The organism is Neobacillus piezotolerans (assembly GCF_003362805.1).
In the GTDB taxonomy this organism is placed as follows: Bacteria; Bacillota; Bacilli; order Bacillales; family Cytobacillaceae; genus Bacillus_D; species Bacillus_D piezotolerans.
Window position 1 is genome coordinate 727,290 of the sequence record NZ_QNQT01000002.1, and the last position, 25,135, is coordinate 752,424.

The window sequence follows — 25,135 nt, forward strand, 5'->3', positions numbered from 1 at the left end:
CTTTATAGAAGTTGTTTTATTAAAAAGTTTCCTGAAAACGTTCACAATAAGAGATGGCTGAAGATGAGTTCAGGAACGATGACGGTTTTAATGTGCAAAAATTTGATGGGGTGAATAATGTGGATAAAAGAAAAATTATTTTAGATTGCGACCCGGGACATGATGATGCAATAGCAATTATTTTAGCTGCCGCAAGGCCGGAATTAGAGATTCTTGGAATCACAACCGTTTCAGGGAATGCGGAGATTGAAAAAACAACGAATAATGCGTTGAAAGTTTGTGATTTGGTTTCATTAAAAGATGTTGTTGTTTCAAAAGGCGCAAGCGAACCTTTAATCCGCGTTCGCGAAACCGCACCTGGTATACACGGGGATTCAGGGTTGGATGGTCCGGAGTTGCCTGATCCATCCCGGAGCTGGAGTGATGAACACGGTTCCGATACCATTATTAGACTGGTAAAAGAGTCAAATGAACCTGTTACGATCCTGCCAACAGGGCCGTTAACAAATGTTGCATTGGCGTTAACCAAAGCACCGGAAATTAAAAATAATATAGAAGAAATTGTCCTTATGGGCGGCGGGACGTTCGGAAACTGGACGCCAACCGCTGAATTCAATATTTGGGCCGATCCGGAAGCTGCTAAAAAAGTGTTCGATAGCGGTGTTCCAATCGCTGTAATGGGACTGGATATTACTCACCAGGCCTTGGCAACAAAAGAAGTCATCGAACAAGTGAACAAAATTGATAATAATGTCGCACGGATCGTTGGCGAATTATTAGTATTCTTTGCTTCTACCTATAAAGAAATGTTTGATTTTGACGGAGCGCCGGTACACGATGTCTTGACAGTCGCTTACTGCGTCGCACCGGAATTGTTCAAAATGAAGGATGTCAATATCACAGTCGAAACAAAAGGCGAGTTCACAGCAGGAACAACGCTCGTTGATCTGCATGGGGTAACCGGCAGAGAAGTAAACGCCAAGTTTGGGCTCGAGCTGGATGTGGAAGGCTTCTGGAAGCTGATGATTGATGCGTTGAAAAAATACTAATTACAAAAGTTTTTACTAGACCCGGCAAAGAGAAGCCGGGTCATTTTTTTGTTCGTTGGCGACGGCCAAAATCAATTCAAGACCTCTGTATACGGATCTGCGATTGCAGGTACGTACAGCGCCTGCCCTTCTTTATTTTTAAAAACATAATAAGGCTGCATTACTTGTCTTGAGGTAAAGGGTTGTTGTTCATGGTAGGCTATTTCAATATCAGTTATTACAAACTGATCAGTCTCCCTATTGAACTCTGGAAAAAATTCATAAGCATCGAGAAGTAGCCATTTTCCCTTTAGTAAGTCCTCTATTGCTTCATTTGGTGAACGTGTTGGATAATAACTTTCCTCAATGATTGGTTTTCTTCTTCCTGCGATTGAAACAACCCGGCCTTCTTTATCAAAACCGATTCTTATTGGTTTGTCCACATACACTTTGTATCCATTTATATATCGATAAAAAGTAACCGTCCAGCTCCCGTCATTGTGTTGAACTGTTGATGGGCTTGAATCAGGCATTAATAATTTTCCGAGAACCTCTTTCGCCTTATTTTCGATATCATGCTGTTGGGGTTCATCAAGTTTTTCAGTAATTGGATCAATGCCTGCAAAGTATATGCCTGAATAGGAGGGGTGATAATCTAGAACTTCGTGGTATGGGGTAAACGATTTAAGGAGTTCTTTATGACGAGATGGGTAGCTGCCTTGCATATAAACTGGGAGTTCTTTTGGTATGGTGGGAAGTTCAGTATGAACTTTAAACTGTTTTATAGATACCTTAATATTTAGAGGGATGTGATTTAATTCCCCAAATGCAACCCTTTCCAATTTTTTTGGTTTATCGGTTGCCCAGAATTGCCCTTCTTCTGGAAAAGCCTGATCCGACTGCTCTCCCCACTCTTCAGGGGACCATAAACATGGATTGCACCTTAACCGAGGCTTTTTTACTATTTTACTATTTTGATTCTTGCCAGTATTATCAACATTTTTTGCCTTTGGTCCATCTTCTTTAGATTCGCACCCAAGAATCAAGGATAAAATAATCATCATAAGGCTCATCTTCCTTTTAACTCTCATTATACCCACATCCTTTAATAAAATTTCCTTACTTAATATACGTATCAAGCAAATAGAAATTTCAATTAGGTTTGCTTATTTACAGATTTTTAGTCGTATTATTTTAAAAAAAACAGAGCAAAATTTTTGCAGAATAAAAATTTAAAATAATCAATTTTTCACTAAGAGCGCGCTAAAGTAGTCATTAAAATGCTGGAATCTTAACGAGGTATTTAAAGAAGGAAGAGTCCGATAAATGGTAATCAAATATTTAGCGTGTTACGCTTATATTGAAATATTATTAAAATTAGGAAAAGGGTGGCAGCATGAAGAAGATTTTAATGGTATTGGTGTCAATATGCTTGATTTCCCCATTCAACACAACCGCGGAAGCTTCAACTTCAAAGGTATGGTGGGACGGTGCGGAACTAAAGCCTGGCCAAATTGGGAGGGTTACGATAACCAAAGGAGCTATGTTGTTTAAGCTGGAGAAAAATTCATACCTTTCTCCTGTTCGTTATCTTAATCCTGGTGAAGTATTCCGAGTCTATACAACTAAAGTTAACCGTGATATCCCGCTTTATGGTTTAGGTGGCAACCTATATGTGGCGCAAGAACCTGGCACTACTCCTGGTTATCTAAAATATGAAACTCCATCAAAAGTAAAACTGGCCCTGGTAAATAAACCTTCATCAATTTCAGAAACTCCGTCTTCAATAGTAATGTGGGATAACGCTGAATTAAAACCTGGTCAGATTGGGAGAATAACAGCTACAGATGGGAATCCCCCTCTATTGAAGATTAATGAAGAAGGAAAGGAAATACTTGTTCGCTACTTAAATCCAGGCGAGGTTTATCGAGTCTATACGTACACTTCCGGCCATTATGGTGATAATCATTATGGAGTTGGCGGCGGTTTATATATTTACAAAAATGAGCGAATAAAATACGAAACTCCATCTAAAGAAAAACTTGCATTAGCAAATAAGAAATAAACATCGAAAGGTGCGTTGATCCAGTTAGGTTTAACGCACTTTTTGTTGAGCATTTTTAAAAGACGCAAAGTCCTATAAGAAAGAGAGGTATTTTGCTAATGTGTCAGTCCCCACTATTCTATCATTGTATTTCAGCAAGGGGACTGGGCTTATGACAGGTTTAAACGGGTCGAGAAGAGGTATGTTCAACGTCTCATTGCATGAAACTGTCGATGGAGTTGATGAACTTGCTCTGCTAGTTCAGGAACAGGGCCATCTATTGGGGTATCAAGAATCACATCTTGAATAGAAAGGTTCCGAACGCGCGATGGAGCAACTCCCATTTCACTCAACCATTTTACCAACTGTTCGGACGAACTTGCGTAAACAATCCGGCCTAACCCAACCCAACCATGGGCCGCAGCACACATAGGGCAATGTTCGCCAGAAGTATATACGGTCGCCTTGCTTCTTTCTTCAGGTGTCAAGTTACTGGCAGCCCATCGCGCCAAAGCAAACTCCGGGTGTTGGGTATGGTCACCACCTGCAACGTGGTTATGATCTTCTGCAAGCACCTCTCCATTGGCAGAGACAAGGACAGAACCAAATGGCTCGTCACCTTTCTCCAGCGCGATGCTGGCTAATTCAATACAACGGCGCAGGTGCTTCAAATCTGAATCATTTATCATAATTGAATCCTCCTCGTCTTTTTTCAAGATCTGTTTGGGGAAGACTTGTCTAATTAAAAGCTAATCTTATTTATATATAAAACTATAGCATTTTCAACGTAAGTCAAACAAACCCTCCCACTCCTGCTGGTGGGGTAGATGTACGCAATGCTGGTTTTATTTCTTTAAAAAAGTAATAGGAAGATCATTGGGAGGACTTTTTTATTTATAACCTTTTTAACCACTTACGATTTTCTTTTCAAATTAAATCTTGAGGTTGATTTGCACTAATTTAGGCTTTTTTTATTCTTTGAGACTATATTTTTTGTTTTTCTAAATCAATATGTCAGGATAGAAATAGAAGATAAAATGTACGATTAAAGGAGATTCTAAAAATGAAAAGCCGCAAAGTTGGAATTCTACTTTCATGATGGCGACGTGATCACCTCCGGCAGGGTATCTTCTGGAATTAATATAGCACTTTATCTTTTTAAGTAAATTTTGGGCAAAACGGCTGCTGATAGAACGGCTAAAACGATTGAGTTTGTATATTAGATATTATGATTTTTAAAAAATTTCTAAGCATAATACAAGGAGGTTTTATTCTGATTAAAGGGTTATATGAGGCGCATTTACCTGTTAGTAATCTTGAAAAATCAATAGAATTTTATAAAAAATTAGATTTGGAAATTGCGTACAAACAAGAAAACTTAGCATTTTTCTGGATTGAAAAAGGGAAAAGCTGGCTGGGGTTGTGGGAGACTGATAAAGTTCAAACACCTTACCATCCTTCATTAAGGCATGTAGCCTTACGTATTGATCTAGAAGATTTGGAAAATATTAAAGAATCGTTAGAAGAAAGAGGAATAGCGGTCTCAACTAACTTTGGATTCCCTCCTGAAAAACAACCATTAGTATTACCTAATAATCCACAAGCGCATGCAGCAATTTACTTTAAGGACCCGGATGGGAATAGTATTGAATTAATTTCGCCTTTAAGGATTGATTTTGAAGAGGAATTTAAAATGATGACTTTAGAAGAATGGGAACGACGGAACGGTTAGGCAACGAAACCAAGTTATAAATTCAACTGCTGGATCCCAAAGGTGTATATGCAGAGCTAATGAAGAAGAAAAAATCAATAGGTTCCCCATTTTTTAATTAGGTACTGAATTTCCTGTATGCAAAAAAAGAGATAAGGCATTCCTCGTTTTGGCAATACTTACCCTAGATGGGTGCCTAGATTATCTTTAATAATTTTGATAGAATGAAGGGCTATTAGGGAGGTTTTATACTTGAAACTTAAGTTATTGGGGGTAGCGTCGGCTTTGATGCTGCTTTTGGGGGGCTGTTCGCTCCTTGATGAAGCAAATGATATACTTTCATACGTAAATGGTGTCTCGAATTATGTAGATAAGGCGACCACTTTTGCCCAGGAGGCTCCACAAAAAGTTCAACAAGCCCTCCAGGATGAACAGGCTGTCGAAGACCTAAAAACCGAGCTAGAGAACATGAAAAGAGAAATCCAGGCATTCGATAAGCTTGAAGCTCCAGGAATTGCCTCGGATCTTCACACTCAAATAGAGGAAAAAAACGCACAATTGCTGGATAAGATTAATCTTTATCTTCAGAACATAGAAAACGGAACCCTTGGTGAGGAAGTCCTGAAAAATGAGGATCTTGCCCAACCAATTCAAGATATCATGTCGATTTATGAGCAGATAAAGGAACTTGGGAGGTAATCCGTTCCCATCGCTCTTCCGCCTACTTCAAGGAGTGCATCTTGGAGATCAGGCGTAATAAGGTATTTGATGGACCCTAGCCAAGGGTCTTTTTTTGTGAACATAAGTTAAAGAAAAATATCCAAGAATTATATAAGTGAAATCAATGAAACCTCATAAAAAAGTAATAATTACCCTTATGGTATAAAGCTGTTAGCATAGAAAGTAACTAAGGGTTTACTAAAAAGAGGAGGGGTTTTATTGGAGACTGAAATTAGGTTTAGAATGGCTACTGAAAAAGATTTAGATAGTATTGTTGCAATGCTTGCTGATGATGTTTTAGGAAGTAAACGTGAACGATATGAGCATCCACTTCCTAATAGTTACATAAAAGCTTTTGAGGCTATTACATCTGACCCTAATAACGAGTTAGTAGTAGCTTGTGACGGGAATAAAGTAATTGGAGTGCAGCAAATTACTTTTACACCGTATTTAACACATCAAGGTGGATGGAGAGCAACTATCGAAGGAGTGAGAACATCAGCTTCTGTAAGGGGCAAAGGTGTAGGTACTGAACTTATAAAATACGCAATTCAACGTGCGGAAGAACGTGGTTGTCATTTAGTACAACTGACAACGGACAAAAAAAGGCCAGATGCATTAAGATTTTATGAACGGTTAGGTTTTAAAGCAACACATGAAGGTTTAAAGCTGAAACTTTAACTTTTTTAAAACTACCATAAATTTAGCGAGCTCAAAGGCCTGGAGAAAGTAACTTACTGAATGAATGATCGATAAATAGTAAAAACAGCTGGCTTGAAGGATTGGCCAGCTGTTTTTTGTGTAAGAATGTGAATTACGATTTAGTAACCGCAGGGGTCTTCTATTGCAAATGCCGTAGTTTATCGGGATTAGCAACCGTGAAAATCGTCTGAATTCGATTGTCGTTAAAGTCAAAGGAGTACACATATTTTAGGTCCTCATCGGTCGTTAATATCAGTCCAGGAAGCCCATTGACTGTTGTAAATGTGATAGAGAACTTTCCTGCATATATTTTCAATAAGTTTTGAAGCAATTGTATTACTTTGGCTGCACCCAAAATAGGTATTTGGGCGGCCATTACTTTTCCGCCGCCATCTGAGTACATTGCCACATCTTCACTAATTAGATTCAATAATTGATTTACGTTGCCATTCAAGATAGACTGTACAAACTCTTTTACAGTCGATTCGGCTACTGAAATAGAAGGTTGTTTCTTAGGATTATAGTCCATGCCTTTTTTTGCACGGTGAAAAATCTGCCGACAGTTAGCATTGTTTTTTCCAAGAATTTCAGCTATTTCATCATACGAATATTGGAAGACATCACGGAGTAAAAAGACGGCTCTTTCCGTTGCATTTAGCTGTTGTAATAATAGCAAGTATGCGTTTGAGAGGGACTCTTGTTGCAAGAAGGCTTGGGAAGGATCGTTTGGTGAAGTCTGTATTTCAAGCAGTGGTTCCGGAAGCCATGGGCCGACATACACCTCGCGTTTTTTTGCGGATGACCGTAACAAGTCCAGACAGCGATTGGTGACGATTTTACATAGATATGCCTTTTTGTTTTCAATATGGTCGTGGTTGGGGAGCTGATCAAAGGTTATAAACGCTTCCTGGACAATATCCTCCGAATCCATCACGCTGCCTAACATACGGTAGGCAAGGGAAAAAAGTAGAGGCTGATAAGTTCGATAAAGTTCTTCCATGCTCATACTTTGATTTCCTCTCTAGCATTTAGTAATTGTGAAACTGCTCGTTTCGCGCTGGCTACGGATGCATTAACGAGCAGCTCCCCGTGTGATGCCCAGTCACCAGCAACATATAATCCCTCAATTTCAGGAACAGCAGGGCCTGGATTCTCCATTCTTTTCATATGAGGAAAATCGTGGACTACAGTCATTCTCGGCAGGAACTGTCTTGTAACTACTTCATTCCGCCAGCCGGGCTGAACCACATCTAATACATGTTCGAGCTCATTTTCATCCTTTGCTGCATCTATTTGTGGACCTTGATATTTAATCAGCGATATCACTTTTGTCCCATCATCACTCAAAATAGCCGGCCTTGGCTTACCCTCCCGTGATTGGTGGGTAAAGAAAATTGGTTGATCCAATCCATAAATAAATTGGTGCTCCTTTATAGGCAGTTGGCGCAGTCCAATATCTAGACAGGCGACCGTAGCTGGAATCGCTTGCTTGTTCCATGTGTCCAGTGCAGTCTGATCCGCATGTGGAACTAGTTTGTGAGAAATGGAAGGCGGTGTAGTTAGTATAACATTCGCTGCTTCTATTCTGGCGCCACTCTCACATAAAATCGAGTGAACTTTTTGATCTTGATGTTCGACTTCAGCCACCTTACAACCAGTAACTATCTCTACGCCTTGTTTGACAGCGAGTTCACGCAGTTGTTCTACGATTGTCCCCCAGCCTTTATCGAGATACAAGACTCCTTTTAGTGCGCGCTGCAGCTGCTTTAAGGCAGGGCCAGCGCTGTGTAATTCAGGTGCAAATACATAAGTGGATGTTCGGAGCAGTGCATAGAAGACGTTACGCAGCATTGGATCATGTAATTGGGTTTCAATCCAATCGCGGATACTGATGTGGTTCCATACACTCGTGTCCATTTTTCCTAATTTCATGAACGATTTTGCAAGCTCGAGCTTTCCTCCCCAGCTCAGGAGCGGTGTTTGAAAGAAGGAGGATGTGTTCGTTGGCAATGCTAAAAGTTGTTCTTTCCACATCACGTAAGCATCTATAGACGGTGTACTTCCCTCGAGCCGTAATCCGAGTTCGCGGAATGCTTCATATGCTTCTCCTTTATATAGTGCATGAGCCCCCAAATTAAAATATACCCCCAGCTTCTTGTTCGTGATGGCTCTGCCTCCCAATTGTTTTTGCTGTTCCAATACAATGGTTCGTTTCCCAGCTCTTGCTGCATAAATCGAAGATGTTAAACCCGAAATTCCCCCACCCACAATAGCCACTTCATAATTTGTCATCGTCATCATCCTTTTCGATTAATTACCAACATAACGGATAAGTGAATGATTCTGTGACAAAATGGAGGCGAAAGTTTTTTGATGGAGTCGAAGAAAAAATACTTAAAAATTCAATCTTTTGTGGTGCACCTCTGCAGCATGTATAGGGATCACTATCTAGTATCTTTTTTTATGATTGTCCATTCCGCTCGCAATCTGCTAGGAGCAGGGTAAAAAAGAACTATTTTAGTATTTAAGAAAAAAGAGGCGGGGATTTAAAGGAATGTAAAGAATGTGATTATAAACAAATTTAGTCAATAAAACAATATAAGTACGTATGCAGCCAAAATGGAGAGATATGTACAGTTATCTCCCAGATTTATGATCTTAATATTTTTCAAGGGTAGTTAGTATTGGTAAAGCTATGGGACAATAATATTGTTAATTTATTCCAATTTAGCTACAATGGTAATGGTATTATCATGCTAAAGGAGGATATATATGAACCGTATAACCCACTTTGAAATGCAGGTAGCAAATACTGAAAAGACGATCGAATTTTACAGAACTATTTTTGGATGGAAGATAGAGCCGTATGGGGATTACGGATACAATTTTGTAACTACGGATGAAGAAGGCGTTGAAGTAACTGGTGGAATCTTACCCTCTCCCGATGGCCAAGCTCGTGTAATTAATACAATTGAAGTAACTAATCTGGAAGAATCGTTGGAAAAAGTCAAAGAAAATGGCGGAGAAACGATATATCCCAAAATGGCACTCCCAGGACGTGGATTTGTTGCATACTGCCAGGATCCCGAAGGACTTCTGTTTGGTTTATTCCAACCAAATGAAAATGCATAATAATTAAGTTTAGGAAGACAGATTTTTTAAGGAAGGAGCTGTGCTGCAATGAACCAGGAGGTTTCCTCTTTTATCGAAGGTCTTGATCAGCCCTGGAAGATGGAAGTTTGTAATCAACTTCGCCATCTAGTCCATAAAACGATCCCAGGAGCCGACGAGCGGATTCAATACAAAAAGCCACATTTCTTAAAGAATGGGAAATACGCGGCGGTAATTTCTCCCTCCAAGGATGCCATTGCGTTTATTATTATGAACACCTCTGATCTGGATTTCCCTAAGGGTTTTGACGGTCCAGCAGAACGAAAATGGCTCAAAATTCGTGAAGGTGATTCGCCAGATTACGAGTTACTTTCTGATTTGCTGGATCAGGCATCCGGTTCATTATAACTCCATATGAATATACAAAAGCAAGGATACTGTTTGAAGGATCCTTGCTTTTTATTCAAATATCGACTTAACTGAAAACTTCCCCAGCAGCCAGAAGAACTTTTCCAATTATTAAGGAGGTAATACACAGGTGAGAGCAGCTGTTTATAGTACCTTTGGTCCCCCTGACGTCTTGGAGATAAAGGATGTCGACCAGCCAACCATCAAGGATGATGATAGAGTGCTGATTAGAGTGCACTGTGCCTCGGTCAATGCTTTAGACAATTTGTACCGAAAGGGCTATTTGCCTTCAAGGTTGGATAATGGACTAACAAAACCCAAAAATTCCATACTGGGCATTGATGTTGCGGGTACGATTGAGGCAGTCGGTAAAAACGTACAAAGATTTAAAGCAGGTGACCAGGTTTTTGGGAGTTGTTTCGGATCGCATTCCGAATATGTCTCACCGCGTGAGAATTCCTTAAGCCATATGCCTAAAAACGCCACTTTTGAGGAGGCAGCGGCTATACCTTGTGCTGCCCAAACAGCGCTGCAAGCATTACGAAATGTTGCTCAGGTAAAGGAAGGCCAAAGAGTCTTGATCTATGGTGCGTCAGGTGGCGTTGGACACTTTGCTGTTCAGCTTGCCAGATACTTTGGGGCTGAAGTAACTGCGGTTTGCAGTACGTCGAACCTTCAGTGGGTTAAAGAACTTGGGGCACATTACGTAATCGATTATACCAAGGAAGATTTCGCGAAAAACGGGAAGAAGTACGATGTCATTCTCGATGCGGTTGCGAAGCGGACCTTTTTCAGTTGTTTGCGCTCTCTGACCGATACGGGAGTTTACATTACAGAAAATCCACTCAAACCAAAGTATCACCCCATTCAATTAATAATGGGTTCTTTGATTGGACGAAAAAAAGCAAAGATTCATCTTGCAAAACCGAATGATACAGATTTAGATTTCTTACGTGGTCTTGTGGAGGAAGGAAAATTAAAACCTGTCATTGAGAAATGCTTCCCTTTGGAACAGATCGTAGAGGCTCACCGGCATATAGCAAGCGGGCGTACGAAGGGAAAGATTGTTATAAAAATCAAATAGTAATAATACATATATGGGGTGTTAATCCAGTTAAGGATTAGCGCTTTTTTCTTTTTCAAAAAAGAATCTACCATTAACGCTGGCTTATGATTTATAATCTGCAGAGTTGATTTTACGCGAATAAATCAGAGGGGGGTTAGTACAATAAGGGAAAAATTCATATTCAAACCAATGGAATATGCTGTTAAGATTTAAGAAGTAATACTTTCTAAGGAAATAAATAAGTAAACAATGGTACATATAAAATAACGTGAGGTATTAAGATGCTTTGGAAAATATATTTTTGGATTATGGTAGTTTTGTTGATCGTGTCAATGTTTTTAAAAAATGAATATGGTTTAGCAGGAACTGTAATCCATATTGTGAGTTTGATGATTAACGTTATTAACACAGTAGGTCTATATGGTTATGTATACAAGAAACAATTCTATTTACAATCTTTTTGGAAAATCATATTCATAATTTCTGTAATAGATGTAATTGTAACTACACTTTATTATAGGTTTAAAGAAGCATCTTCCCAGGAAGAGTTGATTTTTGGTGCGATTTTTACGTTTATTGTACTGTATCCTCATTTGTTAGGTTTATATAGATATGGATTTCAAAAGCAAAAATTAGCATAGAAATTTCTTATTAAGATTTCTAGTTAGGTGTAAATACTTACGTCAGCTAAGTATAGAAAAAATCCAAAGAGAAAGCACTGCAAAACAGAACTGTAAGCAACCCTGTCCGCAGTACTTTATTTTTAATAACTCAATGAAACCTTCACAGCCCCATCTCCGAATTTCACTTCAAAGCTGTTGCCAGACTCGCTTAGCGGGCAATAGGAAATCTCCCTGACGAGAACATTTTCTTTGATGAGCGCCTCAAACCGTTGGAGGATTTCCTTGCTGGATTCGGATGCCTCGACAGTGACCCCGATGTACTTTTCAACCGGTAAATCGAGTTTTTTGCGGGTATCCTGGATCGCGCGGATGAGGTCCCGGACATGGCCTTCCTCTAGCAGTTCCGGGGTGAGTTTTACATCAAGCAAGACCTTCATTTGCTGGTCGCACGCTATTTCAAATCCCAGAGCAACGACATGGTCGACATGGACATGCTCCTTGTTCAATGTCACGGTTTGCCCGTTAACCTCAATTTTCAGCTGGCCATTTTCCAATAAGAATCCCTTCTCGAAATTGGATAATTGATTAACATAAGCCTTTACTTCGTTTACCAGCTTTCCAAACGCCGCGCCAGCGGTTTTAAAATTCAGCTTAATAACGCTGGATTCGTACCGGGATAAATCATCAGTAAAGACCACTTCCTTTACGTTAAGTTCATCTTTGATGATGCCGGTATAGGCGTCCAGACGGTGCCCGCTGTCCTTGCGCCACACAATGAGCTGCTTTAAAGGCTGTTTTACCTTCAGGTTGCCGGCATTGCGGATGCTTCGGCCGAGCTCGACAATTTTCAGAACGGCTTGCATATCTTCCTCAAGCTCTTGATCAATCATTGAAAGATCAGCCTGAGGATAATCCTGCAGATGGACGCTCTCCTGATGAAGCTTTAAATGGATATCCTCGGAGAGATAGGGAACAAACGGAGCGAGCAGGCGGCTGAGTGTGCTCAGCGTTTCAAAAAGTGTTGAATAGGCACCAACCTTATCCTCGGAAAGTCCGCTCGCCCAAAATCTCGTTCTCGACCGCCGTACATACCAGTTGCTCAGTTCGTCGACAAATGCGGCAATCTCGCGGGCGGCTTGGGTGAATTGGAACCGGTCCATGTGCGTTTCGACTTCGCTGACTGTCCGATTCAACCGTGAAAGCACCCAATGATCCAATACGGTCCGCTTACCAGTTTGGTCGGGGTTATAGTCGAAGTCATCAATATTCGCATAAAGGGCAAAGAATTTATACGTATTATCAAGCGTATCAACGAGTTTGGACCTGGCATCCTGGACAATTTTTTTCGAAAAACGCTTCGGATTCCATGGCGAACTGTCAACTAGGAAAGCCCAGCGCAGGGCATCCGCTCCGTATTCCTTCATCAATTCATCCGGGTCGAGCGCGTTTCCTTTGCTCTTGGACATTTTCTGGCCGTGTTCATCAAGCACATGTCCAAGCGACAACACATTTTTATAAGGCGCCTTGCCAGTAAAAAGGGTCGAAACCGCAAGCAGGCTATAGAAAAATCCTCTTGTCTGGTCAATTCCCTCGATTACAACATCCGCAGGGAACTGGGCATGGAATTTATCGTTATTTTCAAAAGGATAATGGTACTGAGCAAACGGCATCGAACCGCTATCGAACCACACATCGATGACCTCAGGCGTCCGGTACATGGCTCCGCCGCATTCCGGGCAAGTGCATTGGACCTCGTCGATAGATGGCTTGTGGAGCTCATTATTGTCCGGGACATCAGTTGCAGCGAGCTTTTGAAGGGCAGCGATGCTGCGCGGTGCTTCCTCATGCCCGCAAGCTGTACAAACCCAGACATTCAGCGGTGTACCCCAATACCGGTTCCGGCTGATGTTCCAGTCAACGAGATTTTCAAGGAAATTCCCGAATCGGCCCTCTTTAATATGGTAAGGATACCAGTTCACCCCGGCGTTGTTGGTAAGCATTTTGTCCTTTAGCGCCGACATCTTGATAAACCAGCTGTCTGTCGCATAGTAAAGCAGTGGAGAGTCGCAGCGCCAGCAGTGTGGATAGCTGTGCTCGTATTTTTCTTTATGGTAAAGCGTTCCCCGCTCAGCGAGCATTTTGATGATGTCGACATCGCAGTCCTTCACGAATTTCCCCGCGAGTTCCGTCACCTCAGCCGTATAGCAGCCGCGTGCATCAACGACATTGATGAACGAGAAGCCGTTTTGCTGGACGGTTTTGTAGTCATCTTCCCCGTAGGCAGGTGCGATATGGACAATCCCGGTTCCGCTGTCCTCCGTCACATACTCCGCCATCACAACTTCAAGGCCTTTCTCGACGGCCACATAATTGAAAGGCGGCACATAACACACACCTTCAAATTCACGGCCGCTATGCTCGCCCAGCAATTCGCAGTCCCCAAGCACCATTTCGGCGAGCGATTTGGCGACGATATATACCTCGCCATCCTTTTTTGCCCGCACATACGCCATGTCAGGATTCATGGCCAGCGCAACATTTGCCGGCAGCGTCCATGGTGTGGTCGTCCAGCCAAGGAAATACTCATTCTCCCGGTCTTCCATCCTGAATTTAACAGTCGCCGATAAGTCCTTTACATCCTTATAGCCCTGGGCCACCTCATGCGAGCTTAACGAAGTCTGGCAGCTCGGGCAGTATGGCGATACCCGATGGCCCTTATACAAAAGTCCGTCGCCATGGACCTTGCCGAGGATGTTCCAAACACTTTCGATATACTCGTTGCTCAACGTTAAATATGGCTGGTCCATATCGACCCAGTAGCCCAATTCCTCAGTAAAGGAACGCCATTTTTTCTCGTACGTGAACACGCTCTCCTTGCATTTTTTGATAAAATCCTCAATGCCGTATTTCTCGATTTCCTGCTTTCCTGATATGCCGAGCTGCTTTTCGACCCCAAGTTCGACTGGAAGCCCGTGCGTATCCCAGCCAGCTTTTCGCTCAACAAGGAAACCTTGCATCGTTTTATACCTGGCCACCACATCCTTGATTGTCCGCCCAAACGCATGGCCAACGTGGGGAAGGCCATTTGCTGTCGGAGGCCCTTCGTAAAAGACAAACGGTATATCACTTTGCCTCTGCAGCACCGATTCCCTGAAAGTATTCCTTTCCGTCCAGTAATTCCGGATCCGTTCCTCACGCCCGACAACGGACTCCTGTTTTTGATTAGAGTTCATCGATATCGCTCCTTTTTTTAAAAAAAGTATTCTAAAAGCACACAAAAAACCCCATCCCAGACAAGGGACGGGGTTAACCGCGATACCACCCTAATTCTATTGATCCGATCAATAGCACTTAGCAACGTACAATCATACGCGTTCCTTGTAACGGCGGACTTCCGTCCAGGCTTACTGCATGTTCAGCCTGGCTTCTCAGAGAGGATTTTCACGTAACACTCGAACGCCAGCTTGCACCAAAGTGCCGGCTCTCTGTGGATCAAGACGAAACGCTACTTTTTCTCATCAACGAATTTGTATGCTTTTATTGGAATTTATTGTAACAACCTGAGGCTGAACCGTCAAGAGATTAATTTAAACGGCAATCATTAACCTATTTTATGTTAAAATTAGGCAAATGCATGCCCCGAAGGATAATTTTAGTAATCGTCTTTTTAGGGAATTGAGAGTGATTTGTAAAAAAATACGCCAAGACAGCGGAGGAGTCTTAGCGCAAAGAAGTTATAGAATAGTGAGGTTTGTGAAAATACTTTTGATGCGGTTTAGGGAATATGGATCGATGGACGGCTGGGTTGATTGAATTAGGAAACGCACTACCAACAAATTGTAGCACCAATGATAATTAATAAGATGAAAAGGACAATGATTAGAGCGAAACCGCCGCCCCAGCCAAAGCCACCAACTCCGCCATAACCGTAACCGCAGCCTCCGTAACCGAAGCCTCCACCATAACCGAACATGAACAACACCACCTTTGGATAGAAGATACCATACCATATGTCACGATTCTGGGTTAGGTATAGGCAAGAGCGGAGTATTGGGAATTTTTAATAACATAAAAAATCTACTATAGGGAGAGAAACCGTGTGAATCGAAATATGGAAATTAGGCCGGCTGCCTATCAAGATGTCAACAGGCTTTATAAACTCATGAGACAATACATAGTTGATTTCTACAAGCAGCCTGAACCTGAAGAGGATAAGTTAAAGGGCTTAATCACCCATTTAATGGAGGCGCCTTCAAGCGGGCTTCAGTTCGTGGCGGAAGAAAATGGGGAGTTGATTGGGTTCGCCACATTGTATTTTACGTTCAGCACCCTGAAGGTAAAGCGGCAGGCAATCCTCAATGATTTATTTGTGGTTCCCGAGTCGAGGGGGAAGAAGGTTGGGGAAAAGCTGTTCCAAGCCAGTTTGGGATATATCCGGGAAAACGGCTTCGCGTCCATGACCTGGGAAACCGCAAAAGACAACCTGGCAGCCCAATCGCTGTATGAAAAAATGGGCGGGAAGCTATCGGAGTGGCTTGTGTACGAAATTAACTAAGGTAAAAGAAGTGAGGGATCGAATTTCAAGATGGCAAAAAAACTGATTTATTATTTTTTTATCCTTATCTTTTTTGTGATTTACTTTAAGCTGTTCAGTTACTTGTACCGGTATATAGAAATGTTGTTTGACCCTTCTTTTCTAAACGTATTGGTGATGGTGCAGATTTTTGTTTCGGTCGTAATCCTTGTCCCAGCCTCGGTTGCAACGACTAGAAAGGTTTTTGAAATTATTAAAAGTACTTAAGTCTCAAACTCCCGGGAGGCCGTAATGAGAAAAGCTGGATTCCTACTTCTTTTGTCCGTTCCGTTTTTCGTCCTCCTGTTTATTTCGTTTGTCGATTCGTTTACGTATCACACCGAAATTAAAAGGGCGTACGGCTATATTGATCCTGTTTCACAGAAATCCATCAAGAATGCCAATCTCGCACAGGTCAGGGAGGAGAAAGTTTCCGAAGACACGAAAATCATGGATGAAATGATAAGGACTTTAATCAACATCAAAGGCAAAGAAGTTCTGATCATTTCTTTTAAAACAAAAGACGAAGGTAGTTTAGGTCCTATCAGCGTCTACTTGGATAAAAAAACCGGCGAAGCAATAGGCATGGGCATGAGAAAATAAGGATTCCATAAAACAGGGCGGCCCGATTCGCAAAAGAATCAACTGCCTTTTTTAAACTGTCAGGCCGTTTCCACCGGAATGCCAATTATGATTGCCTCTCCAAATTTAGAAGGAAAAATCTCTTAGACAAAGAATGTATTAACGGCAAGCAATAAATATGGATTTAAGAATACGATAAGGGAGCTGACTCTTAATGGCGGGTTTTACCAGAGTTAAAGATGTCTTGGAAAACTATCAATCTTCCGTTTATGAAAAAGATGTTGAGAAATTCTTATCTTCATACGCTGATGACATCCATATGTATGATTGCTGGGATAGCTGGGAGGTTACGGGTGTTGCCGGATTGAGGGACATGGTGACAGGGTGGTTTACTGGTTTAAGTGAGGAAGGTGTTTTACTTAAAGTAATGTTTACAGATTTAGTAGTGGAAGAAAACTCGGATTTGGCATTTGCCCATTGTGCTGTTACATTTGCGGCTCATAACGAAGAATCTGGAGACAAACTGCGTCAAATCACAAATCGGTTCACCTATTGTTTTAAAAAAGAAAATGATGTTTGGGCCATTGCACATGAACATTCATCACTGCCCATAAATGGTGAAACCGGCGGAGGGATTTTTAACTTGAGGTAACACTTTCGCACGAGGGATGTCGCCGCCATCTCTCTACATAAAAATGAGTGGCAATCGAATATTCCGAATGCCACTCATTTCTTTTCTTACGCATGATACCCGGCGCAAATCAGCCCGAAATAAGTCGGCGCTTCATAAGAAAGGAATTCGACTTTTCTTTCCTCAAAAGGAATGGCTCCTGCGAGAATCAGAGTTTGCCAGATTCCGTCCGGCTTGGCCGCTTCGATAAAGTCTTCTTGGAATTCAGCCATCTTTTCCAAGTTATTCGATTGAATCAGTCCGACCGTCTCCTCATCGAATTGGCGCGCTGCCGGGTCAAAACCGTACGGGCCATCGGCATCATGGGCGTGCGCCCAATCGCAGCTTGCAATCAGTCCTACCCGTTTTCCGGATTGCGTTACGGCCTTCCTAAGTGCTTTCCCTAAATTGATATGGTCCTCGAAGGACATTTCCCTGGAAGGTGTAATCACAACAACCGGAACATCCGGCATAAACCGGAGCGGGACCATCACGCCCCAATCAAGAGGCAGGCAGGAAATTGGGCCGGCCGCCGTACCATAATTAATCGTCGAAGCCGGCACGCCGTCAGCAGCAGCTTGCCTGTTGATCAATTTGGCGAGCTCCCGGTCAACCTTTTTCTCCATCGAAAAGTCTGCTTCATTTTCTCTTAAAAATCCTTCCATCCTTTCCGAATCGGTTATGGAAAACCGTCCGTTAATCCGCGTCCCATGTGGCGTCAGAACGATTAAACTATCCGGCATGGCATCGCTCATCCATCCCCCGAGCTTCACCATATTTTCTCTCGTTTTAGCCATCCGTTCAGGCATGGCGCCCTGCAATTCAGGAATAATTTCGCCTCCGTGCGGAGTAATACACGCAAATACAAATGGATTCATCGACGACAACCACCTTAAAGAGTTTGTATTACTAATTTGCTTAGAAGAGGGAAGAATCCTTCTTTTTAAAAAAGAAACAAGTGGTAGCCCGAAAGAGGGGAAATTTGGAAAAGTGGCGAATAGGTATGGAAAGAGCAAGGACTGGCTGTAAAAATTAGGGAGGAAACAAATGTTCATCTTAAATGTGGAAGGCGCAATCAATAAGGATGGTAAATGGCTGCTAATTAAACGCAGTGAAAAGGAGGAACATGCTGGGGGATTGCTTTCCCTTATCGGCGGCAAGGTGGAGAAGGAAGGAGCTTCAATTGAAATTTTGGAAAGGACACTTCACAGGGAAATCGGTGAAGAAGTCGGCATCGAAATCGATAACCTTCGCTACGTAACGAGTTCTTCCTTCGTAACGGATAGCGGACTGAATGTCGTTAATATTGTTTTCGTGTGTGACTATAAATCAGGCGAGGCTTTCGCGAAATGCCCTGCTGAAGTGGATGAGGTAGTCTGGATGTCGACAAAGGAAATCGTTGGCCATTCCGATATTCCAGTCTATTTGAAGGGTTATATTGAGCTTGCTGATAAATTCGTCGGGGGGAATCCTGCTGCGGATTTATAATTTTGGGGTGGAAGAGTTCAATGAATATGCCGCTTTGGCTGCAAGGTGGCTTGTATCTGAAAATAAAGCCTATGAGGAAAACACATTGTTAACAATGTAGAAAGAGGTGTAATAATGAAAGGATTATCCGCTAATATAATTGCTCTAGGTGTTGTTGTCCTTTATTCAACATGGTCAATATCCAATGCAATTATTTCTTCGTCGAGTAGTTTCCCGCATCACATAAGTGTAGATCAAAATACAGAGGGAAGCTATGAATTAATCGTTAACGATGGCTGGCTTTATCTCTATGATAAGAGCAACGGACAAATCTGGAAAAAGCAAGACAATCTAACAGCCGAATGGGAAAGGGTCAAGCATTATTCGCAATGAGTTTTTTAACTTTTGAAAAGAAAATATTGTGATGGAGAAAGGAGCAAATTTTAGTATTGATGTCACTCAACATTGCTTAAGTGACAACTATACCGAATTTTAGTGGTTTTTACTCGCGTTCAAGGAGGTAAAACATGGATTACTTTTCACCGAATGAAGTGGCGTTAAAGGTGAAACGGTGGCCTAAAGATACGATAGCGGCCGGTCGTCGTCATACCGTTGGGCTTAAATCTGATGGGACGGTGATGGCAGTTGGCGATAATAAAAATGGCCAATGTAATGTAAGCAGCTTGCGCGATATTGCGGCGGTCGCGGCCGGTAATGTTCACATGGCGACGAATACAGGAAATGCTCATACTATTGGCCTTAGATCTGACGGTTCTGTGGCAGCTGTGGGTTGGAATAGGCATGGCCAATGCGATGTACATGATTGGCGTGATATTGTAGCGGTTGCTGCGGGTTGGCGGCGCACCATTGGGCTTAAATCGGATGGGACGGCGGTAGCTGTGGGCCGGAATAATGATGGTGAATGCGAGGTAAGCGGCTGGCATGATATTGTGGCCATCGCGGCAGGCGACTGGCATACCATCAGTCTTAAAATGGACGGCACCGTGTCCGCCGTGGGTAATAATCGGTATCGCCAATGCAATGTAAGCGGCTGGTGCGATATTGTTGCGATTGGAGCGGGTTATCTTCATACAATCGGCCTGAAATCGGATGGTATGGTGACGGCTGTGGGTTTGAATAACCATGGCCAAAGCAATGTAAGCGGCTGGCACGGCATTGTCGCAATAGCTGTGGGCAGTAATCATACAATCGCCCTAAAACCTGACGGTACTGTAACAGCTGTGGGTTGGAATAAGTATGGCCAATGTAATGTAAGTGATTGGCGCGACATTGTGGCAATTGCGGCGGGTTCCGCCCATACCGTCGGGCTTAAAGCGGACGGAACGGTGGTTGCCGTGGGTGATAATGAATATGGCCAATGTAATGTAAGCTGCTGGGGTGGCATCCAACTGCCTGGCAGATAGTTTTAATAACAACAAGAATTGTTTACATATAGTAAGAAGTAGAACCAAAATCATTTTTATCGGAGGAAAACTGTTTGAACCTAGACAATGCTAACCAAATTTCATCTTTCTGGGGAATTCAAATTAAGGAAGGTAAGATTTTATCCGAAAGGGCAACCCTTTTGATTGCTAGCGACCAACAGAGGTTCATTTTGAAAAAAAAGGGGAGCACCCAGGAAGTTGAGAGGGAAATAAAGCTTTTAAAGCAACTGAAAGATAATAAGTTCAACACACAATATCCGATTGCAACAAGTTCTGGGGAAGTTTTTGCCTCCTACCAAGAGAAAAACTATTGCTTATATCCTTTCTTGGAAGGCAAGCCCTTTGATATAAAAGAAGCTTTAGATAACTCGGAAATTCCCCGCCTTCTCGGTGAAACAATTGCTTTGATGAACAAATTAATGAGCAGCTTTAGTGGGTTTGAAGATTTCCCTGATAAAAACCTATACAAAATGGTTTACGGTTATGCGGTTAAGGAAATCGGTAATGGCGACGAGTGCGAAAACCTTATGAAGCTGTTTAGAGAATTGGAAGTTGGCCTAAAAGGGCATGTCGGCGAATTGCCAAGGCAGCTCATTCATCGCGATGCGCACCTACATAATATGTTATTTATAAACAATAAGCTAAGCGGGGTAATCGATTTTGAAATAGCTGAGGTTAATGTAAGGATTTTTGATCTTTGTTATTGCTGTACGAGCATCTTAAGCGAAGTTTTCCATGATGAAGTACTAAGGGAGAAGTGGCTGCCTTTTGTTGGGGAAATTGTAGCCGCATATAACCGGCATAGTCCTTTATCGATCAGTGAATGTAAGTCTGTCTGGTATGTAATGCTTAGCATACAAACAATCTTTATGGCTTATCTTATAAAAGATCCAAGCTTATATGGATTAAACAAATCTATGTTTAAGTGGATCTATGACAACAAGGATAGGATAGAAGAAAACGTTCCTAAAATTCATCAACAAGGTGTATTTAATCGTTAAAGGGTTTTTTCGAGAATAATAGAAGCGGTTCAAAAGAAAGGGCTCTTCTCAAAGAAGAATGGAAAACTAGTGTGCGGGTCGTTCTTCTTGTCGGATTTTTTTAGCATTTTTCGTTCCAGTGATAGCGCCTTATCCAATACAGTACAAAAAAAGATTGGGTATATTGAGAATGAAGAGGGGATATGACAGGCTTTTCAAATAACAATTTGAATATCATTAGTAAAAAAGAAATCCTCCCCTGTTTTACAGGGGAGGTTCGATTAAAAATTTCCGAAAAGATGCCGTCTTGGCCCAGGGTGTCTCCTTTGGTTTTCAGGCTCTTTCTTTTGCTCTTTATGCATTAATTCCTCCAATTTTTTAATTGCGAAGGAAAATTCTTCGTTCGTCAATTCTTTCCTGGCTAGTGAGGAACAGAGCAAAGCATATGCAATTGCCTTCGTTTCAATTTGGACGTTTACATTTACATCCACATTTGAGTTTCCGCTATGCCCAATCTTTGAGGTGTTTTCATTCTTATCCAAGGATTTCGAGATGTTCTTTTGGATTTGGTCTTCGGAAACCTCTACATTTTGCCTTTCCGAAACCTCCACATTTTGCCTTTCCTTTGACTCTGACATACGTTTCCCCTCACATTCCCAGAACCTTAGAAATCAAAAGATTCCCTTTGATTCTGTTCTTGTTCTTGGTCTTGTTCGGATAAGGCACTTGAACGCACCCTTGCCGCGGAATCGGCGTCTACATTGATGTCCAGGCAGATTTTCGCGTTGCCGCTTCTCCTTATTCTTGCGATGTTTTTGTTTCGGTCGAAATTCGTTACGTCGTTTTCATTTTCCACATCGATTTCATTTACGAATTCATTTTCGACATCGACTTCTACATCCACTCTTTCCCTGACATTATTATTTACATTTCTTCTTTCGAAATTGAAACTTTGTGATTCAAATTCATCACGAATATTCCTAAATGAAGAACTTTCTTCAACCCTTGAACTTCTTCCCCTGCTCCTCCTGTCTAACCCAGGAAACCAGCCTTCCATAGATAATCCTCCTTTTTCACTGTATCTTGGCCCCATCGATGGATACCATACTTCTCCCATATAAAAACCTCCTTTGCGTGTTTAGTACCAATGTATTCCGTATTTGGGAAAAAGTATGGACAGCTGCATCAGATGGAGGGATTTTTTTTATTATATTCATGATTTTGATTTTTGTTTTTTTCCATGTTTGTACTAGGGTAAATGTCCATATCTTTTTGGGAGCGATGAATAGACTGTAATTACAAACGATAAGGAGGGAATTATTTTGGCTGGAAGACGAAGGAATGAAACCGATATCAGAACTGAAGTGGATGTCGAGTTTGATAATCGGTTAGACAACAGGACCGACGTTGACAATGAGAACAGGGTGAAGAACCGGGATTTCAACACAAACGTCGCAAAAATTGAAGAAAGTGGAAACGCGAAAATTGATTTGGAAATCCGAGTGGATTCCGATTCCAAGGCCCGCGTACGTTCTCGTGCGGAAGCAGACCAGGATCAAGACCAGGAACAGCGCCAACGTCTAGAGGACTAAATTAATTTCTAAGCCCGCCATGTCGCATGGCGGGTTTTTTGATGTGTGCAACGCTCCTTTTCCCCGTAACCCCCATATGCACTAATTCTTTATTTTTGTACAAGTAGTCTCACTGCCTATCTCTCCGGTTCCCTTCATTCATAGAATATATAAATTCGGAAGGGAGAGTCATCATGGAGTTTCCAAATTATGATGTTTTTGACTATATTGTCGTTGGCAGTGGCCCTGCGGGAGCTGTTATTGCAAAGATTTTATCCGACGACAAAAAGACTTCTGTCCTCGTTTTGGAAGCGGGGGATAATAATGATAGGGATATACCAATTCAAGATTCAAGGTTCGCGCCGGAATTGGAAGAAAAGTATTTTCTACAGTATTTTTGGCAGGGGGAAGGGGTTCCCCAAGAAGGGGTGGATGACCGGACGTTCGAATGGACGACGGGAAGGTTGTCTGGAGGAGGTTCCTCAATCAACGGGGAACAATATGTTCGGCCGACTCCTTCTGTACTCCAGAATTGGGAAAGGCTTTTAGGGAGGAGATGGGGTCCAAATCAGGCAATTCGAAACTTTAAAGAGATGGAAAAATTCTTGGGAACCACAGAAAATCCAAACTACCACGGATATAGTGGACGGCTTCATATAAGGCAGGCGCCTGCTAACCCGACTAACGTATCGAAAAAAGTGGTGCGGGCGATATCTGAAGCGGCGGGTGTAGAAATTATTGATGATTATAATGACCCGTCGACTCCGATTGGAGCATTTACACAATGGCAGTTATTCCAAAACCCCATGGAAGAAGGGAGAGTTCTTCCACTGCATTTTTATCCCAGGACATTATGACACCGGATGGATATGGGGTTAATGGCCGGAAATTGAGGGTCTTTTTTAGGACAACAGCACTTAGAATTCTTTTTAGAGGAAATAAGGCAATTGGGGTTGAGATGCTCAGGGAAGGCAAAGAGATTAAGGCGTTTGCCCGGAAAAAAGTAATAGTATCCGCTGGGATCAACAGCCCTCATCTATTGATGCTATCAGGAATCGGCCCTGCAAGGGATCTCGCAAAGGCGGGGTTACCAGTCATTTTCAACAATCCGAACGTTGGTAAGAACCTGGTGAACCATACTCTGAATACAGCTGTTTTTTCAATGAACCAAAGAGATGTGGGTGACCAAAAGGATCCATTTGCCTTATACACGGGAGGAGCTTTCCTGCCGCATCCGTTTGATAAAAGTGGAAGCCGCAGAAGCGTTCAATTGGTAGGCGCAGTATCTGAGGGAAAACTGAATCTCATCATCATTTTCCTCCAGCCAAGGAGCAGAGGGAATATAAGAATCCAAAATGATGATCCGTTGAAGATTGTACTGGCTGACGAAGGATTCCTCAACCACCGATACGATATGGAAAGTATAAAAGCAATTTACAGAGAGTACATCAAGCCAATAGCAATGAAACTGTCCAAAATCGATCCGGCATACCGGCTAATGGCCCCTTCCATGGAAACGATTGATAATGACGCTGAACTTGAAGATTACATTAAGGAAAACTTCGGACATAACCATCACCAGCAAAGCTTTTTAAGAATGGCGCCTTTTGAAAAAGGCGGTGTTGTTGATAACCGCGGCAGGGTGTACGGAGTGGAAAATTTACTTGTTGCAGACGCTTCGATTGTTCCGTTTACGGTTGACGGCAACACGTCCGCTGCCGCCTATCTGATAGGCTATACGATTGCCCGTAATTTACTGGATGAAAACCTCGGAGAAACTTACTAAATGAAAAAGCCATTTGCGACAAATCGTAAATGGCTTTATCGCTGTTAAAAAAGGCCAACTTCCAAAGCTGCATCCCAACTCTTTTGTGCAAATTCGAAAGGATCACCAACATTCTCCCAATGCATATACATCAAACGAGGGTTTTCGAACAACCAATGGTTATGGATTGCCGTTACGATAATGCCCCTCTTGCGCAGCGCTGAAATGAAAGGATTTATTTCTTCCTGAAGAATGACTGTTTCACCTAGATTAAGAGTTTCGCCCCTTACATTATTTTCAAATGAAAGGCCAAAAGGCAAAGAGAGCGCGGAAAGTGTGCGGTGTCCAAGGATGGTTGCGTTAATATTTCGATTGCGCATCACGACACACGCTGGAGACGAGGAAATAACCATACCGCCAATTATATCCGCCAGCTGCTGGCAAGTGGATTTCCGTCCGTATTCTCCCATCTGTTCTCCTTGAATATCCGATCCGCCGTCCATTTCCATATCACTATTTTCAGGTCCATATTCGGTCCCATATTCAGATCCATACTCATGTCCATGTTTAGGCTGTTTCATTCTGCGATGGCCAAATAGAATTCGATCCCAATTATCCAACTAATTCACCTCCTTGTCCGTTACTAACAATCTATTCTTTGAAAAATAT

28 protein-coding genes, 1 pseudogene and 1 other annotated feature are annotated in these 25,135 nt (G+C 42.1%); of the genes and pseudogenes, 19 read left to right on the forward strand and 10 right to left on the reverse strand.

Annotated elements, in window-relative coordinates; all coding sequences use genetic code 11:
• Positions 1–119 precede the first annotated feature (119 nt).
• Positions 120–1,049, forward strand: coding sequence for a nucleoside hydrolase (locus DRW41_RS08620; protein ID WP_115451662.1), 930 nt, complete (start codon positions 120–122; stop codon positions 1,047–1,049).
• A gap of 71 nt (positions 1,050–1,120) precedes the next feature.
• Here DRW41_RS08620 and DRW41_RS08625 read toward each other — a convergent pair whose 3' ends face one another.
• Complete coding sequence (locus DRW41_RS08625; protein WP_115451542.1) at positions 1,121–2,119, reverse strand: hypothetical protein; 999 nt, start codon at positions 2,117–2,119, stop codon at positions 1,121–1,123.
• A 305-nt stretch (positions 2,120–2,424) separates the two neighbouring features.
• Here DRW41_RS08625 and DRW41_RS08635 point away from each other — a divergent pair, with 305 nt between their 5' ends.
• Positions 2,425–3,093, forward strand: a complete 669-nt coding sequence (locus tag DRW41_RS08635) for a hypothetical protein (protein ID WP_142752201.1) — start codon at positions 2,425–2,427, stop codon at positions 3,091–3,093.
• Between the two features lie 185 nt (positions 3,094–3,278).
• On the opposite strand, the gene DRW41_RS08640 is transcribed toward DRW41_RS08635, so the two are convergent.
• Entirely contained in the window at positions 3,279–3,761 is a 483-nt protein-coding gene (locus DRW41_RS08640) for a nucleoside deaminase (protein WP_115451545.1), read from the reverse strand.
• A 539-nt stretch (positions 3,762–4,300) separates the two neighbouring features.
• On the opposite strand from DRW41_RS08640, the gene DRW41_RS08645 reads away from it, so the two are divergent.
• The 3 genes from DRW41_RS08645 to DRW41_RS08655 all read left to right on the forward strand — a co-directional run bounded on the left by DRW41_RS08645 (position 4,301) and on the right by DRW41_RS08655 (position 6,184).
• On the forward strand, positions 4,301–4,804 hold the full coding sequence (locus tag DRW41_RS08645; protein ID WP_245959382.1) for a VOC family protein: 504 nt from the start codon (positions 4,301–4,303) through the stop codon (positions 4,802–4,804).
• A gap of 231 nt (positions 4,805–5,035) precedes the next feature.
• Positions 5,036–5,482, forward strand: a complete 447-nt coding sequence (locus DRW41_RS08650) for a DUF6376 family protein (protein WP_115451546.1) — start codon at positions 5,036–5,038, stop codon at positions 5,480–5,482.
• A 264-nt stretch (positions 5,483–5,746) separates the two neighbouring features.
• Positions 5,747–6,184: a GNAT family N-acetyltransferase gene (locus tag DRW41_RS08655; protein ID WP_439330858.1), complete on the forward strand. Its 438-nt coding sequence runs from the start codon at positions 5,747–5,749 to the stop codon at positions 6,182–6,184.
• 160 nt (positions 6,185–6,344) lie between these two features.
• Here DRW41_RS08655 and DRW41_RS08660 read toward each other — a convergent pair whose 3' ends face one another.
• On the reverse strand, positions 6,345–7,211 hold the full coding sequence (locus DRW41_RS08660; RefSeq protein ID WP_115451548.1) for an RNA polymerase sigma-70 factor: 867 nt from the start codon (positions 7,209–7,211) through the stop codon (positions 6,345–6,347).
• Positions 7,208–8,497, reverse strand: coding sequence for a phytoene desaturase family protein (locus DRW41_RS08665; protein ID WP_115451549.1), 1,290 nt, complete (start codon positions 8,495–8,497; stop codon positions 7,208–7,210). The genes DRW41_RS08660 and DRW41_RS08665 overlap by 4 nt, the downstream gene beginning before the upstream one ends.
• A 480-nt stretch (positions 8,498–8,977) precedes the next feature.
• On the opposite strand from DRW41_RS08665, the gene DRW41_RS08670 reads away from it, so the two are divergent.
• The 4 genes from DRW41_RS08670 (at position 8,978) to DRW41_RS08685 (ending at position 11,431) form a co-directional block, all read left to right on the forward strand.
• On the forward strand, positions 8,978–9,337 hold the full coding sequence (locus tag DRW41_RS08670; protein ID WP_115451550.1) for a VOC family protein: 360 nt from the start codon (positions 8,978–8,980) through the stop codon (positions 9,335–9,337).
• Positions 9,338–9,385: 48 nt separating this feature from the next.
• Entirely contained in the window at positions 9,386–9,724 is a 339-nt protein-coding gene (locus DRW41_RS08675) for a DUF1801 domain-containing protein (RefSeq protein WP_115451551.1), read from the forward strand.
• A gap of 130 nt (positions 9,725–9,854) precedes the next feature.
• The gene (locus tag DRW41_RS08680; protein ID WP_115451552.1) at positions 9,855–10,808 is read left to right on the forward strand and encodes an NAD(P)-dependent alcohol dehydrogenase; all 954 of its coding nucleotides are present in this window, start codon (positions 9,855–9,857) and stop codon (positions 10,806–10,808) included.
• A gap of 263 nt (positions 10,809–11,071) precedes the next feature.
• Positions 11,072–11,431 carry a hypothetical protein gene (locus tag DRW41_RS08685; RefSeq protein WP_115451553.1) on the forward strand — a complete coding sequence of 120 codons (360 nt, stop codon included), beginning with the start codon at positions 11,072–11,074 and terminating at the stop codon, positions 11,429–11,431.
• A 122-nt stretch (positions 11,432–11,553) separates the two neighbouring features.
• Here DRW41_RS08685 and ileS read toward each other — a convergent pair whose 3' ends face one another.
• Together ileS and DRW41_RS08695 are read right to left on the reverse strand one after the other, a co-directional pair.
• Positions 11,554–14,646, reverse strand: a complete 3,093-nt coding sequence (gene ileS, locus DRW41_RS08690; protein ID WP_115451554.1) for an isoleucine--tRNA ligase — start codon at positions 14,644–14,646, stop codon at positions 11,554–11,556.
• Positions 14,647–14,706: 60 nt separating this feature from the next.
• Positions 14,707–14,944 (reverse strand) — a binding site (T-box leader).
• Between the two features lie 295 nt (positions 14,945–15,239).
• The gene (locus DRW41_RS08695; RefSeq protein ID WP_115451555.1) at positions 15,240–15,386 is read right to left on the reverse strand and encodes a YjcZ family sporulation protein; all 147 of its coding nucleotides are present in this window, start codon (positions 15,384–15,386) and stop codon (positions 15,240–15,242) included.
• A gap of 138 nt (positions 15,387–15,524) precedes the next feature.
• On the opposite strand from DRW41_RS08695, the gene DRW41_RS08700 reads away from it, so the two are divergent.
• The 4 genes from DRW41_RS08700 (at position 15,525) to DRW41_RS08715 (ending at position 17,220) form a co-directional block, all read left to right on the forward strand.
• On the forward strand, positions 15,525–15,968 hold the full coding sequence (locus tag DRW41_RS08700; RefSeq protein ID WP_115451664.1) for a GNAT family N-acetyltransferase: 444 nt from the start codon (positions 15,525–15,527) through the stop codon (positions 15,966–15,968).
• A 30-nt stretch (positions 15,969–15,998) separates the two neighbouring features.
• Entirely contained in the window at positions 15,999–16,214 is a 216-nt protein-coding gene (locus tag DRW41_RS08705) for a hypothetical protein (RefSeq protein WP_115451556.1), read from the forward strand.
• A gap of 24 nt (positions 16,215–16,238) precedes the next feature.
• Positions 16,239–16,589 carry a hypothetical protein gene (locus tag DRW41_RS08710; protein ID WP_115451557.1) on the forward strand — a complete coding sequence of 117 codons (351 nt, stop codon included), beginning with the start codon at positions 16,239–16,241 and terminating at the stop codon, positions 16,587–16,589.
• A 193-nt stretch (positions 16,590–16,782) separates the two neighbouring features.
• Complete coding sequence (locus DRW41_RS08715; RefSeq protein WP_115451558.1) at positions 16,783–17,220, forward strand: YybH family protein; 438 nt, start codon at positions 16,783–16,785, stop codon at positions 17,218–17,220.
• Between the two features lie 86 nt (positions 17,221–17,306).
• On the opposite strand, the gene DRW41_RS08720 is transcribed toward DRW41_RS08715, so the two are convergent.
• Positions 17,307–18,116: a DODA-type extradiol aromatic ring-opening family dioxygenase gene (locus DRW41_RS08720; protein ID WP_115451559.1), complete on the reverse strand. Its 810-nt coding sequence runs from the start codon at positions 18,114–18,116 to the stop codon at positions 17,307–17,309.
• Positions 18,117–18,285: 169 nt separating this feature from the next.
• On the opposite strand from DRW41_RS08720, the gene DRW41_RS08725 reads away from it, so the two are divergent.
• From DRW41_RS08725 to DRW41_RS08740, 4 genes are all read left to right on the forward strand, one after another.
• Positions 18,286–18,726 (forward strand): NUDIX hydrolase, encoded by a 441-nt coding sequence (locus tag DRW41_RS08725; RefSeq protein WP_115451560.1) that lies wholly within the window; start codon positions 18,286–18,288, stop codon positions 18,724–18,726.
• Positions 18,727–18,840: 114 nt separating this feature from the next.
• Positions 18,841–19,098, forward strand: a complete 258-nt coding sequence (locus DRW41_RS08730) for a hypothetical protein (protein ID WP_115451561.1) — start codon at positions 18,841–18,843, stop codon at positions 19,096–19,098.
• Between the two features lie 134 nt (positions 19,099–19,232).
• Complete coding sequence (locus tag DRW41_RS08735; protein WP_115451562.1) at positions 19,233–20,129, forward strand: RCC1 domain-containing protein; 897 nt, start codon at positions 19,233–19,235, stop codon at positions 20,127–20,129.
• Between the two features lie 74 nt (positions 20,130–20,203).
• Positions 20,204–21,151 (forward strand): phosphotransferase enzyme family protein, encoded by a 948-nt coding sequence (locus DRW41_RS08740; protein ID WP_115451563.1) that lies wholly within the window; start codon positions 20,204–20,206, stop codon positions 21,149–21,151.
• 260 nt (positions 21,152–21,411) lie between these two features.
• Here the strand turns inward: DRW41_RS08740 and DRW41_RS08745 are convergent, their stop codons facing one another.
• On the reverse strand, positions 21,412–21,768 hold the full coding sequence (locus DRW41_RS08745) for a hypothetical protein (RefSeq protein ID WP_115451564.1): 357 nt from the start codon (positions 21,766–21,768) through the stop codon (positions 21,412–21,414).
• Between the two features lie 26 nt (positions 21,769–21,794).
• Positions 21,795–22,247: a hypothetical protein gene (locus DRW41_RS08750; protein ID WP_115451565.1), complete on the reverse strand. Its 453-nt coding sequence runs from the start codon at positions 22,245–22,247 to the stop codon at positions 21,795–21,797.
• Positions 22,248–22,452: 205 nt separating this feature from the next.
• On the opposite strand from DRW41_RS08750, the gene DRW41_RS08755 reads away from it, so the two are divergent.
• Together DRW41_RS08755 and DRW41_RS23880 are read left to right on the forward strand one after the other, a co-directional pair.
• Positions 22,453–22,722 (forward strand): hypothetical protein, encoded by a 270-nt coding sequence (locus tag DRW41_RS08755; protein WP_115451566.1) that lies wholly within the window; start codon positions 22,453–22,455, stop codon positions 22,720–22,722.
• A gap of 173 nt (positions 22,723–22,895) precedes the next feature.
• A pseudogene (locus DRW41_RS23880) lies at positions 22,896–24,487 on the forward strand (GMC family oxidoreductase).
• 44 nt (positions 24,488–24,531) lie between these two features.
• On the opposite strand, the gene DRW41_RS08765 reads toward DRW41_RS23880, so the two are convergent.
• Positions 24,532–25,086 carry a DUF1259 domain-containing protein gene (locus tag DRW41_RS08765; protein ID WP_342771988.1) on the reverse strand — a complete coding sequence of 185 codons (555 nt, stop codon included), beginning with the start codon at positions 25,084–25,086 and terminating at the stop codon, positions 24,532–24,534.
• Between the last annotated feature and the right edge of the window lie 49 nt (positions 25,087–25,135).